The 14,252-nt window shown below is 36.5% G+C and carries 7 protein-coding genes; 3 read left to right on the top strand and 4 right to left on the bottom strand.

From position 1 onward, the window contains the following. From RNZ46_RS12810 to RNZ46_RS12800, 3 genes are all read right to left on the bottom strand, one after another. Positions 1–3,180, bottom strand: a complete 3,180-nt coding sequence (locus RNZ46_RS12810) for a SusC/RagA family TonB-linked outer membrane protein (RefSeq protein WP_316982561.1) — start codon at positions 3,178–3,180, stop codon at positions 1–3. Between the two features lie 197 nt (positions 3,181–3,377). Further along, positions 3,378–7,493, bottom strand: coding sequence for a hybrid sensor histidine kinase/response regulator transcription factor (locus tag RNZ46_RS12805; RefSeq protein WP_316982560.1), 4,116 nt, complete (start codon positions 7,491–7,493; stop codon positions 3,378–3,380). Further along, a complete protein-coding gene (locus RNZ46_RS12800) occupies positions 7,490–8,527 on the bottom strand; it encodes a LacI family DNA-binding transcriptional regulator (protein WP_316982559.1) in 1,038 nt (345 codons plus the stop codon). Before RNZ46_RS12800 ends, RNZ46_RS12805 begins: the two co-directional genes overlap by 4 nt. A 96-nt stretch (positions 8,528–8,623) precedes the next feature. On the opposite strand from RNZ46_RS12800, the gene kduI reads away from it, so the two are divergent. From kduI to RNZ46_RS12785, 3 genes are read left to right on the top strand one after another with little or no spacing between them, the layout of a single operon-like run. Further along, on the top strand, positions 8,624–9,466 hold the full coding sequence (gene kduI / locus RNZ46_RS12795; RefSeq protein WP_316982558.1) for a 5-dehydro-4-deoxy-D-glucuronate isomerase: 843 nt from the start codon (positions 8,624–8,626) through the stop codon (positions 9,464–9,466). A 21-nt stretch (positions 9,467–9,487) separates the two neighbouring features. After that, the gene (locus RNZ46_RS12790; protein ID WP_316982557.1) at positions 9,488–10,276 is read left to right on the top strand and encodes a gluconate 5-dehydrogenase; all 789 of its coding nucleotides are present in this window, start codon (positions 9,488–9,490) and stop codon (positions 10,274–10,276) included. Positions 10,277–10,289: 13 nt separating this feature from the next. Further along, positions 10,290–11,468, top strand: a complete 1,179-nt coding sequence (locus tag RNZ46_RS12785; protein WP_316982556.1) for a BT3233 family polysaccharide utilization protein — start codon at positions 10,290–10,292, stop codon at positions 11,466–11,468. Between the two features lie 93 nt (positions 11,469–11,561). Here RNZ46_RS12785 and RNZ46_RS12780 read toward each other — a convergent pair whose 3' ends face one another. Continuing rightward, a complete protein-coding gene (locus tag RNZ46_RS12780; RefSeq protein WP_316982555.1) occupies positions 11,562–14,117 on the bottom strand; it encodes a DUF4955 domain-containing protein in 2,556 nt (851 codons plus the stop codon). Between the last annotated feature and the right edge of the window lie 135 nt (positions 14,118–14,252).

Below are 14,252 nucleotides of genomic sequence, written 5' to 3'. Positions count from 1 at the left end.
TTAGAATGAAACATTTAAACCTAAACTAAATGTTCTGTGTTTTGGGTATGCCGAATAGTCAATACCAGGCGTTATTAAAGAATTCGCTACCGAAACCTCGGGATCAAAACCAGAATAGTCTGTCCATGTAATTAGGTTTTGCCCCGATAGGTACAATTCTAAACTATTCAATTTTAATTTCTCTAACACATCTTTTGAAAAATTATAAGAAAAATTAACCGTTTTTAACCTAAGGTACGACCCATCCTCAACGATGCGTGATGAAATATCCTGAAAACCTTGGCCTCCAGCTCTATGTAAAGTGGTATTTTGGTTTTCCGGCGTCCATCTGTTAAGTGTTGTAGCCAATTGATTTTGATTAGGACGGTCCATACCTTCCAACACAAGTCGGTTGGCATTTAATATATCGTTTCCATAAGACCATTGTAAAAACGCACTTAATTGGAAATTTTTATAGGTAAAAGTGTTACCGAACCCACCAAAATGTTTAGGTAAAGCGTTACCTATGATGGTTTTATCAGCTCCTGTAATTTGTCCATCGCCATTTAAATCTTTGTATTTTTCATCACCAGGTTGGTGGCTTCTGTAACTTGCTTGTCCAGGAAGCAATGTGTGCGTAGAGGCATCAGCATCGTAGTTTTCAAAATCTTCGATTTGATATACCCCATCAGAAATGTAACCAAACATATTACCCAAAGGCTGTCCTTCTTCTACAAGAAATTGATTAGTGCTCAACAATCTGTAATAATTGGGTTGGCCAAAAATTGGTTTTCCTTTAGGTAATGACACAATGGTGTTTTGATTGAAAGAAATATTGAAATCTGAAGTCCATTTAAAGTTCTTTGTTGACACATTAACCGTATTTAAGCTAAACTCCAAACCTCTATTTCTTACCTGCCCTGTGTTGGTCCACACAGATTCAAAGCCTTGAGATAAAGCCGTATCGGCATTAATTAGGAGGTCGTTAGTGTCTTTTTGATAAACCTCAACCAATAAGGATAGCCTATCATCAAAGAAGCCCATATCTAAACCAGCATTATATTGCTCTGTGGTTTCCCAAAATAAATTTGGATTAGCACCAAAACTAGTAGGACGTTGTCCTTGAACGGTTTGCCCGCCAAAAAAGTACGACGCATTACTATCGGTTAAAAACTCAAATCTTGCAGTACCAGGAATTCTATCATTACCTGTTTTACCATAGCCCACTTTAAACTTTAATTGCGAGAAAATGTTTAAATTTTCAATAAAGCTTTCTTTATCGGCGTTCCACGATAAGGCTGCTGAGGGGAAATACCCTATTCTATTTTGCTTTGGGAAGTTTGAAGACCCATCACGCCTTATTGAAGCCGTAAATAAATACTTTCCTTTATAACCATAGTTTATCCTTCCTAATACTGAAAAAATTCTAGACTCTGCGTTACCGCTAATATCGTCAGAACTATCTAAAGTTCCGCCATCTAACGCATTGATTCCTAAGTTTTCAAGATATTGCGGAATATCGATAGATCTGAAACGTGTTCTAGAGGTTTTTCTAATATTTAGAGTTACCCCAACTAGTCCGTCTAAAGAATGATTATTAAATTTCTTCTTAAAATTTAAGGTATTTACCGAAGAGAAATTTTTCCATTTTTGTTCATCTAAAGAGCCATTTATACCATCAATTTTACTTAATAGTCGGCCATAAACCGTTTTACTGTTATTGAAAATGCCCGTGTTCCTAAATTGTCGACTAAAACTTGCTCGAGTTTCAAATCTAAGCACTGGAGAGATTTTATATTTAAGTCTTAAATTACCTATAAACTGGTCATTTTCACGTTTTCTATATTCGTTATTTAAAGATACGATTGGATGCCAAACAACCACATTAAACCCGTCATAATCATCATTTACCTGGGATAATGGATCGACACCTTCTGGATAATCTATAAATTTGTTTGCCACGTTGTTATAAGTTATCAAACTCCTTAAAAATGAGTACGATGAATTTCCTTTGGTATCAAGCCCCTCTTGTACGTAATTCGTGTACAGCACATCTGCCGTTACATCCAATTTATCATTAACTTTATGGTTTACCGTCATTCGTCCATTTAACCTGCTGTATTCAGATTTTAATAAGGAGCCTTGATCCTCTACAGCATTAATAGAGGCGTTTATTCTCGTTTTTTCACCCCCACTAGATATATTAAGTTTGTGGGTTTTAGAATAAGCTGTTCTAAAAGCTTCATCTTGCCAATTCCTACCTTTCTCATTCCTATAATCTTCAATATCCCCAACCTGCACACTTTGTCCAAGATCTTCATCGAAAACGGAAAAGAATCGCGTTGATGTACTTGATTCGTTAATTTCAGAAGAAAGCCTCAAAAATTCATAAGGTTCTAAAACATCTAAGGTTTTTGAAACATTTTTTATATCCAAACGTGTTTCATAGCTAATTTTTGTTTTACCAGCTTTAGCACGCTTTGTTGTAATAATAATAACCCCATTGGCTCCACGAACACCATATATGGCTGTTGCCGAGGCATCCTTTAAAACCGTCATGGTTTCAATATCTGAAGGGTCTACCAAACCAGGATTGAAGTTTTCTATAATAAACCCATCCATAACATAAAGCGGAGAATTATCGCCATTTACCGTGTTACCACCCCTAATTACAATATCCATGCCCGCTCCAGGTTCGCCACCGCCAGCACTTACTTGAACACCCGCAACGCGTCCTGCCAAAGCTTCATCAAAATTGGCGACAGGAGCTTCGGTTAGCTTATCCATTTTTACCGTGGCTACAGAACCTGTGAGATCTTTTTTCTGCACCGAACCGTAACCAATAACAACAATATCATCCAATTGTTGTAAATCTGGTTTTAACGATAAATCTATTTTGTTTTGGTCTGTAATGCTAACTACCTGGGTTTTATAACCTACATAGCTAAATGTAATTGAACTTCCTGAATTTATTTGAATGGAATATTTCCCATCAAAGTCGGTAGTTACACCATTTAATGTTCCTGTTTCCAGTACGTTTACCCCAGGAAGCGGCAAACCGATTTCGTCTGTAACAACCCCCGTAATCGTTTTTACCTGAGCATAAGTAGAGAAGCTACACAACACTCCACACAAAATCATAAGAAGCAGCATCCTACTTCTTTTTGGATTTGTTAAAAATAGCTTGAGATGATTTTTCATTAATTTGTTTTTTAATTGTGATTATATGGTTTAGTTTTTCAGAAGTAAATTTAAATTCTAATTCTATTTTTCAAGGGGGAAACAATGCTCTTTTAGAAGCGGGTAGCAGTTCAATTTTGTATAAAAACCACCGTTTTTTCTAGTATTTAGCAACAGAAGTAAAGGATTGGTATAAAAATCCAAAATAAAATCATAAATTAATCTGAATGACTCTCCCGATATTGAGAAGGCAATACATTGAACTGTTTTTTAAACGATTTTCTAAAGTGTTTTAAATCGTTAAAACCTAAATCATAGGCGATTTCAGAAATATTCATATCGGATTTGCTTATCAATTGCCCTGCTCGTTTTAGCTTTATGGTTTTAATGAACTCTGAAATGGATTGATCTGTTAATGCTTTGAGTTTTCTATACAAAACAGAACGGCTCGTCCCCATCTCATCGATAAAACTAGCTATAGAAAACTCAGGATTCGATATATTGGATTCAACTATGCGTATAGCCTTTTTCAAAAACTTTTCATCTGCAGAAGTCACCGTAAGTTCTTTAGGTTGCAAGATGATATCTTTTTTAAACTTATTTATTAAATTTTTTCTTGATTTTAATAAGTTGACCACTCTAACCTCTAAAATATGGGCATCGAATGGCTTTGTTATATAAGCATCTGCACCTAATTGAAACCCCGACTTCTGGTTTTCTTGAGAGGTTTTTGCAGTAAGCAATATAACTGGAATGTGACTTGTTTTTATATTGGATTTAATTTTGTCACACAATTCCATACCATTCATAACAGGCATCATAACATCGCTTATTATTAAATCTATATCATAAGATTTCGCTATTTCTATAGCTTTCACACCATTTTCTGCATCTAAAACATTATAACTTTTTAAGAAAATAGATTTAATAAATGTGCGAACCTCAACATTATCTTCTACAATTAGAATAGTGGAAAGCGATTTATCCAAAGGCATGGTTTCAATGGGCTTTTGCTCTTGTTGTTCTACTATACTCTTATCCACATAGGCTGCTTTTTCTATATTAAAAGTTTTGTTTTCTTCACTTAAAACTTTTGTTTCTACCATTTGAACTTTATTTAAATGAGCATGACCTAAAGGAAGTTTTACACTAAAAGCAGTGCCCTTATTTTCGCTACTTTTTACTTTTATGCTGCCTTTATGCAATTCAACAAGGTTTTTTGTTAAAGACAAACCTATGCCTGTGCCCGATCGTTCTCCCAGTTGATAAAACCTATCAAAGATAAATTTCTTGTTCGCTTTAGAAATACCCCTGCCATTATCCGTAACTTTAAGTTTTACCCATCTTTTGGTTTTTAAGTTTTTAGTTTTTTCTGAGATACTAATTTCAATGGTAATCCTACCTCCATTTGGGGTAAACTTAAAGGCATTGGATAATAAATTAAAAATAATTTTCTTGAGTTTAGTTTGGTCAAACCACACTTCAATGTCTTGCTCTCTTGATGTGAGTGTGAAATCTATATCTTTAGCTCTTGCCAACTCGTTAAATGCCAATTTAATTTCATTTACAAACGGTACAATATTGTTTTTTGACGCCCTAAGCAAAAGCTTTCCTGATTCATTTTTTCTAAAATCCAGAAGCTGATTGATTAACTCCATTAGGGTACTGGCATTTCTGTACATTATTTCATGCTGACCTCTAACAAATGTATCTAAATCATCTCTTTTCAAAAGTCGCTCTAAGGGGCCCAAAATGAGGGTTAGCGGTGTTCTAAAATCATGAGATATATTAGTGAACAATTCTAATTTAAGCTTATTAACTTCTTCAATCCTCTCTTTTTCAAGACGTTCTTGTTTCAATTCATTACGTTCTCTAATCCTAATTAAACTATATTTTCTAACCATCAAAATTATGGTCGTTAATAACACAGCATAGAATAAATAGGCCCACCAAGTTAACCAAGGTGCCGGTAATATGGTTAATGACATAGCTGCACCCTTTTCATTCCATAACCCATCGTTGTTAGAGGCTTTTACTTTGAATACATAATCTCCGCTATCCAAATTGGTATAGGTCGCCGACTTTTTATTGCCTATATAGTTCCATTCGGTGTCAAAACCCTCTAATTTATAAGCATATTGGTTTTTATCTGGTTGTGAAAAGCTTAATGCAACAAAATCAAAATTAAAAACATTTTGATTATGCTTTAGGGTAATGTGCTGAATGGAATCAGAAATATTTAAATACGGTTTATTATTAACTTTAAATTCTGTAATTGTTACCGGAGGCACAAAGGTGTTTTCGGTTATAGCCTCGGGATCAAAAATGTTAAAGCCATTCGCGCCACCAAAAAGCAGTTCGCCTTTTTTATTTTTTAAATAGGCCCCATAGTTGAACTCGTTACTCTGCAACCCATCTGAGGCATTAAAGTTTTTAATCCGGTAGGTTTTTAAATGAATTCTACTCAACCCATAATTTGTACTTAGCCAAATATGATTCGCATCGTCTGCCACTATACCGTATATAACATCATTTGGTAATCCTTTTGTAGTATCAAACTTTAATGTTTCTTTGGTGTCTTTATTGTACCTATAGAGTCCATCTCCTTCGGTACCGACCCAGAGGTTGTTATGGGTATCGTTATAAATGGAGATTACGGCGTCAGAAATTTGGGAATTGTCAGGTCCTAAATAATTAACTTTAGATATTTTTTTGGAGTTTATATTAATAGCAGCAAGCCCATTGCTACCACCTATTAAAAGCTCATTTTTATTAGAAGACTTCGTTATTTTATAAATTAACTTCCCCATTAAACCTAAGGTGTCTTTTATACGAATTACTGTATTGGCCTCAGGGTTTAATACATTCAATCCTCCACCCGAGGTCCCAATCCATATATGATTTTGTTCATCTTCATATAAAGCAATGATTCTATTGCTACTTAAACTACCTTCGTTATGTGGCTCATTTTTAAAATGTTTAAACTGAAATGGCGATTTATTTGGGTTTAAAAAATTAAGACCTTCATCATGGGTGCCTATCCAGAAATTACCCGCACGATCTTGAATCATCGCTTTAACGTTATTGGCGCTTAAACTATTAGCGTTCTTGGGGTTGTTTTTGTAGTAAGTAAACACTCCTGTTTTTTTGCTATACACATTAATACCTCCACCTTCGGTACCTATCCATAAGTTGTTATTTTCATCTTCAATAAATGCACTTACAACTTTGTAATTAAGTTTAGTTTGATCGGCACCCGATGAAAAATGCTGAAACACATCGAAACTCCTATCATAGTAACTAATACCTCCGGCATATGTACCTATCCAAATATCACCTTTAATATCTTGATATACTTTATAAATTGAGTTTTGACTTAGGCTATTTGGGTTTTTCTCATCATGCACGACATGTGATATTGTTTTTTTACTAGCATCTAAAATATAAAGTCCATTATAGGTGCCTATCCAAATATTTCCTAGATAATCTTCACATAAACTCCTTACATGGTCGGTAACCGCTCGCTTTTTTTGAGCTGTTAAGCTAAAGAACTCAAATAAATCGGTCGTTTTATTTAAAACGGATAAGCCTTCTTTGAAGCCTAGCCAAATGTTTTTATCTTTATCTTGATAAAACACCGAAACGTTATTTTTATTGAGTTCTATTGCTGTACCTTTCGGGTATTCATAATACTTTACACCCCTTGTTTTTAAATTATAAACCCCAATATGTTCGGTCGTTTTTACCCATAATTCTTGGTCGCTTGATACCAATAAGGCTCTAACGGGTGTGCTAAATAAGACCGCATCTGAATGCGTACCACTTAATTTAACAAAACAGCCTTTTTTAGTATCGAACTTTTTCAAACCTAAATTGGTTCCTATCCACAAAAAGCCATCTTTATCTTCGGCTATGCTCCAGATTTCAAAATTATCGAATCTTTTTTCTTCCGTTTTAATCGTATAGCGCTGAAACGTATTCGTTTCTTTATTGTACTTGTTCAAACCATCAAGGGTACCAACCCACAAGTTTCCTCCAGCATCTTCATGCAATACTTTAACAAAACTATTGCTTAAACTCCCAAAATCTTGAGAATGGTGTCTAAACACTTTAAACTCATTGCCATCAAATATGTTTAATCCATCTCGAGTCCCGAACCATAAAAAGCCTTTTTTATCCTGTATAATACTTAGCACAGAGCTTTGGGACAACCCTTCCTGCAATGAGAAATTTCGAAATTTTAATGCTTTATAATCGCGCTCCTGTTCCTGACTAAAAACGGAACACAAACACAGACTATATATAAGTAATGCTATATATCTTTTAAAATTCATTTTTTTGATGATTGGCGTTCTATTAATTTAGAGTCCATTATAATGGTTTGCGGCGAGATTTGTTTTTTTTGATTTTTTATATGTTTCAACAATAATTTTGTGGCAACTTTACCCATTTCCAATCCTGGTTGATCGATAGTTGTTAATGTTGGATTAATCACAGTTGATGTTGGTTCGTTGCTAAACCCTACCATAGCGACATCCTTTGGTATATTTACGCCATTTTCTTTTAAATATTTCATGGCTCCAATAGCAGCAACATCATTTGCAGAAAAGATCCCGTCAAAAACCAACTTTTGTTTTAAAAGTTTTTTTGCATTGTTAGTTCCATCAAGCTCCATCAATCTTGAACTGACAACATACTCTTCTTTATAAGGCAAATTACTCGCTTTTAATGCTGCCTTATAACCTTCATATCTATTTTTATAGATTTCCAAGGTTTGCGGTCCTGAAAAATGAACGATATGTTTACATCCTTTAAGTATTAAATGTTGTGTCGCATCAAACCCTCCTTTGAAATCATCAATGAGCACATTATTAGTTTCCGGAATATTACAATGTCTATCAAAAAAAACCAAAGGAATACCACTGTTTTTTAAACGGAACATATGATTGTAATTGGTTGTTTCCATAGATATGGATATTAGCACGCCATCTACCCTATTAGCCACCAAGGTTTCGGTGATTTTCGTTTCTCGTTCCAATTGTTCCAGAGATTGACAGATTAAAACGTTATACCCTGCCAAATAAGCCGTTTCCTCGACACCCTGTATGACAGAAGCAAAAAAGTGACGCGAAATCCTGGGCACGACAACACCTATGGTATTAGTTACCCTTTTACGCAAGTTCGATGCTAATGCATTACGCTGATACCCGAGTTCTTCCGCCTTCTCAAGAATCTTAATTTTAGTTTTTTCAGTAACTCTAGAGCTATTGTTCAAAGCTCTTGAAACAGTAGAGCTATCTATATTTAGTGCCCTAGCAATATCATGTATGGTAACTTTATTTATTTCCATTATTAATAATCCACCCATTTAACTCGAACAAATATAACAATTAAATAAAATACAATCGATTGTATTTTGAATTAAATTAGCTATATTTGTCATTTATTAATCATAATTTACAATATGAAAACACATTATTCAACAAGATATGCAGCCTCTCCCCAGGATGTTAAATCTTATGACACTGCAAGATTAAGAAACGAGTTTTTAATTGAAAACTTAATGGAACAAGATAAAATAAACTTGGTGTACACACACTACGACAGGTTTATTGCAGGAAGTGCTGTGCCAACAGGTAGTCCGCTAAAATTGGAAACTATTGATCCTTTAAAATCTGAATATTTTTTACAACGAAGAGAATTGGGCATTATCAACGTAGGCCAGACAGGAACGGTGAGCGTCGATGGCACCAAATACACATTGGAGCACAAAGAGGCATTATATATTGGACAGGGCAATAAAGATGTGGTTTTTAGTAGTGAATCTGCAAATGATCCTGCTTTATTTTATTTAAATTCAACACCAGCACACAAGGCCTTTCCCAACAAAAAAATCGGTACAAATGATGTCGAGGTTATCGAGTTGGGCTCGCCAGAAACCGCAAACGCCCGTATTCTTAGAAAATACATTGTTAACAGTGTTGTAGATGTCTGCCAGTTGCAAATGGGTATGACCACACTAAAAACCGGAAGCTCCTGGAACACCATGCCAGCTCACGTGCATGACAGACGTATGGAAGTGTACTTTTACTTTGAAGTACCAGAAGATCAAGCAGTGTGCCATTTCATGGGCCAACCGCAAGAAACTAGACATATATGGATGGGCAATAACCAAGCTGTTATCTCTCCACCATGGTCCATCCACTCTGGCTCAGGAACCAGCAGCTACACCTTTATCTGGGGAATGGCAGGCGAAAACTTAGATTACGGGGACATGGATCACTGTAAAATTAACGAGTTACGATAACAACTAAAACATACATAAAATATGTCCACTAAATTATTTGATTTAACAGGAAAAGTAGCGCTTGTAACCGGTGCTGTACATGGCTTAGGAATGGCTATGGCTAAAGGTTTGGGAAATGCCGGCGCTACCATTGTTGTAAACCATCACACCGAAGACTCTCTAAAAAAAGCTATTGAAGAATACAAATCTTGTGGTTTAAATGCCCATGGTTATGTATTTGATGTTACAGACGATAAAGCCGTTAAAGACACCATCACAAAAATTGAAGCTGAGGTTGGCCCCATTGATATTTTGGTTAACAACGCAGGAATTATAAAAAGGACACCTATTGTTGAGATGGAAACAGAAGATTTTGAACAAGTTATAAAAGTAGATCTAGTAGGCCCTTTTATAGTTTCGAAATACGTAGCCAAAGGCATGATTGAGCGCGGTGGCGGAAAAATCATAAACATTTGTTCCATGATGAGTGAATTGGGCAGAGATACAGTTAGTGCCTATGCTGCCGCCAAAGGGGGCTTAAAAATGCTCACGCAAAGTATGGCAACCGAATGGGCGAAGTTTAATATCCAAACCAACGGTATTGGCCCGGGCTATTTTGCCACGAGCCAAACGGCACCGATCCGAGTGGACGGTCATCCATTTAATGAGTTTATTATAAAACGAACGCCTGCCGCACGTTGGGGAGAACCCGAGGATTTGCAGGGCGCTGCTATATTTTTGGCATCAAAGGCTAGTGATTTTGTTAACGGCCACGTAGTTTATGTAGATGGCGGTATTTTGGCCACCATTGGTAAACCAGCAAACGAATAAAAATAACAATCAGATGAAACAACTTAGTAAATCGATTTTGTTTTTTTCAACTTTAATGTTGCTTTCTTCTTGCGAAAACAAGGAGAAAGCAACAACTATTAGCGTTAAAAACACACTAAACGTTGAAAGAACTTTTGAAACCGTAGAATTAACCAAATCTTTTTTAAAGGTTGAAGACCTTACCACAACGGGTATTCTAAACACAGAAACAAATAAACTAGAACTTGCGCAAACCGTTGATAAGGATGGTGATGGCACTATGGACATAATATTGTTTCAACCAAAAATTAAGGCCAATGCCGAAACTACTTTTAAAATAGTAACCGTTACCGAAGAAGAAAAACCAAAAGCACCAGAGTTGTGCTACTCACGTTTTGTACCCGAGCGTACTGATGATTATGCATGGGAAAACAACAAAGTCGCTTTTCGTGTTTATGGGCCAACGGCACAAAAAATGATTGAAGACAACGTTCCCGGTGGCACACTCTCGAGTGGCGTTGATGCGTGGCTAAAGCGCGTGGAGCATCCCATCATCAACAATTGGTACAAAAAAGAAACCGAAACCGATGGCACCTACCACGAAGATACTGGCGAGGGCTTGGACAATTTCCATGTTGGGGTAAGCCGTGGTGTTGGCGGTATTGCGGTAAAAGTGGACAGCACTTATTATTACTCTAAAAACTACACCAAATGGCGTACCATAACCACAGGCCCATTACGAACTTGTTTTTATTTAGAGTACGAAAATTGGAACGCTGCTGGAAATATCATAAAAGAATCAAAAGTGATTAGTTTGGATTTGGGGCAGAATTTTTCAAAATTCAACACCTCTATTACAGGAGTTAAAAACATATCAGCAGGTTTGACTTTACACGAAAAAGACGGTAAGGTTTCCGGTAACAAAGCGAACGGCTGGGTAAGCTATTGGCAGCCCCACGCCGATTCTGAAATAGGTACGGCCATTGTTGCTCCAAAAGAATTTTTTGTTGACTTTGAAACTTACGATGTAGACACCAAAGACCTCAGTAATGCTTATACACACCTTAATGTAATAGACAACAAAGTGGTGTATTATGCAGGTTTTACCTGGCAAAAAAGTGGTCAGTTTGACTCTAAGAAGGAATGGGAAAATTATTTAAACGATTTTTCAAATAAAATAAATAATCCCTTACAAGTTACTTTAACAGAATAGTCATTTTCAATTCATTGAAATACATCTAAAAAAAGGAGCGACATATTCTGTCGCTCCTTTTTTATTCAAATAAAATCAAATTGGTATAAAACCTTATCGTATCATGACCTTTTTTGTAACGGTATTGTCGCTATTGGCGTCCTTTAACCTTAAAAAGTATATGCCCGATGGCAATTGGGATACATCAATGTCATCATAGGCTTTTTCACTTTTATATACTGTTTTGCCCATCACATTGAGTAACGTTACAGAATGTATCTTAAACGCATTGTCTGCAACGCGAATGTATAACCTATCGGAAACTGGGTTTGGAAACACCTTAATGGTTTTACTTTCAGCTACAAAAACTTGACTTGATAGTGGCGCACTGGATACAAAATACTTAACATCTGATATATAAAACGTACCGTTTCTATTAGTTGGAGACCAAGCAGACGGGCTACTAGTATATTTAAAAGCTAAAGTAAAACTAGAACTGTTGTAAGCCGAAATATCTAATACAGACTTGATATAGGTTTGCGGATTTTGGCCAGAAGTCGCAATTTGGTTAAGGCTAGAGGTTACATTGGTCCAAGTAGCAGTAGATACATTATTGGTATAATCTGTAGAAACATAAGCTTCTAAAGCTGAAATACCACCATTGGCATAGCGTTGCTCAGTCCAAAAACTGATATACTTGTGAGTGTCGGCTACTCTTATATAAGGGTTGCTAGTTGAAACATCTACAGTTTGCATAACAACCCAAGCTTCTAATTCGTAGTTAGTATTTGAAGAAGTGCCTACAATTGAAAGCGCTCTTTGATCTCTTGCTTGGTTGGCTGGAATTCTAACTGAAGGGCGTGTTTCGGTAAACTCATTATTGGAATCGCTTGCGTCTGGTATATCACTTATTCTTTTGCCTATTTTAGATTCGTCCTGCGAATCGGGATTTGCTATAACCTGTACCGAGTAACCACGGTTTACAGCACCAAAATCCTCGTAATGAAAAATAGGATAAAACGGACTAGGTGCTTCTTCGTCAATCCAACTTGGCAGGCTTCCCAATCGGTATTCCAATTGATGTTCATATAACGATTCTTCATCAACCGGTGTTCCCTGCGATTCGTTTTCTTGATATTGATTGGCCTCAGTGGACATAGTAAACCCTTGCAGTCCAGAAATGATTGGCATTAAAAATTTGGCATATCTGGTTTCTGAATTGGGTCGCCACGATTTAACCCCAGTAGCTTGGTACGAAACCCCTTCAAAATTCCACAATACCATGTGTCGTAAGTGATTGGGCAACGCACCTGTAGAACCTCCTTGGTTAAAAAAGAAACCGCCTTTGCAAACATCGAACAATGTCGCCCTGGGTTGGCTGGCATGAATTTCCATTCCGGAATTACCATTCTGCGGGCTCTCGTTGCGCCAAAGCACATTACCTATCGACAGTGCATTAACTCCAGCACCATGCCATATTCCTGACGTATAATCTATATTTTTACCGATAAAACAACCCGTTGCAGAGTTAGTAACAATAAAATTATGGCCGGGGTTTCCTGTGTATCGATTGTTTAAAGCTGTACAGTTTGCAGAAAATTTAAACTGTGCTACTTGTGACATATCTGAAAACTCAACATTGGAAATCCACCCATTTACCACATGGTTAAACTGAATACCGCTCCATCCCGATGAGCTCAAATAGGCGTTCGGGCCGTTTACCGGTTCACCCGGATATAATTCTTGAGGTGCCCTGTGGTGGATGTGGTTCCAGATGAAACCACCCGTATATTTTAAATCTTGAACACCTACCTCTTCGAGTGCTTTAAAATTATTTATTTTCCAATCATAAGTGGCGTTTACCGCTCTATGGATAGGCTCTTTAAAGGTAATGGTATTGCCACTTTTGCCTACAACTTTGTGCACTTCCCTAACCTGAACACCATCATTCACAATCTTTAAATTTGAAGGTTGATATAAGTCTGAGGTAGTGTAAGGTGACAATTCTTCGGCCAACAAAGCAGAATTCGTATCTTTAAGATACAACTCCACCCACTGCCCCACAGTAATTGATGAAGCATCTGCAACCTGTAGCGTAAATGTTTCTCTATCAGCATTACCTACAACATCTGTGATGTAAGTGTTTACTGAATCCTCGCCATTCCAGAACACAAATAGATACGGACAAACCCAATCTTTTGTTGCCATATCTGGGTGCGTTGTATTATCTTTTTGGTATAACTCAGTACCACCTATTCCAGAACCACTTCCTTTTATAACAATGTTGCTTTTTGAAATCCTTATAACTTCGCTCAAATCATCTACAGCATCGTCGTTCACGACAAATCGTCCCGGAGGAAAAAAAACGATGCCACCACTAGGGTTAGCTTCTGCAGCTGCAATTGTAGCCATAATGGCTGATTTATCGGAAATTCCATCATCGGCCACGGCTCCATAATTGGTAACATCAAAAACAGGTTGTGAAAAGGATGAGGGCAAGCCAACTTCCCCATTATGGTAACCAGCATAACTAAAGGTTGGCAATATAGGCTCCGTATTATTAATTTGAGCATCTACCCAATTTTGATACAATAGGCTCGGGTTTTGAGCTTTTAGTTGGGTTTGAAATAAAATTAAGCATAGAAGAGTAAGACGTAGAGTTTTAATCATAACAGTCGTTTTTACATTTCAAATTTACAAATCAACTTAAATTGGTTATGGGGGTTTACAGACCAATTAAAGGGGGGATAATCTAGTATAGTTAACAATTCCCATAATACTAAAAATAAAATCTGATACACTTTA

This window comes from Hwangdonia lutea, from assembly GCF_032814565.1.
GTDB lineage: Bacteria > Bacteroidota > Bacteroidia > Flavobacteriales > Flavobacteriaceae > Hwangdonia > Hwangdonia lutea.
The sequence above is the reverse complement of the archived record's forward strand: the minus strand, read 5'-3'. Positions and strand labels throughout refer to the sequence as shown.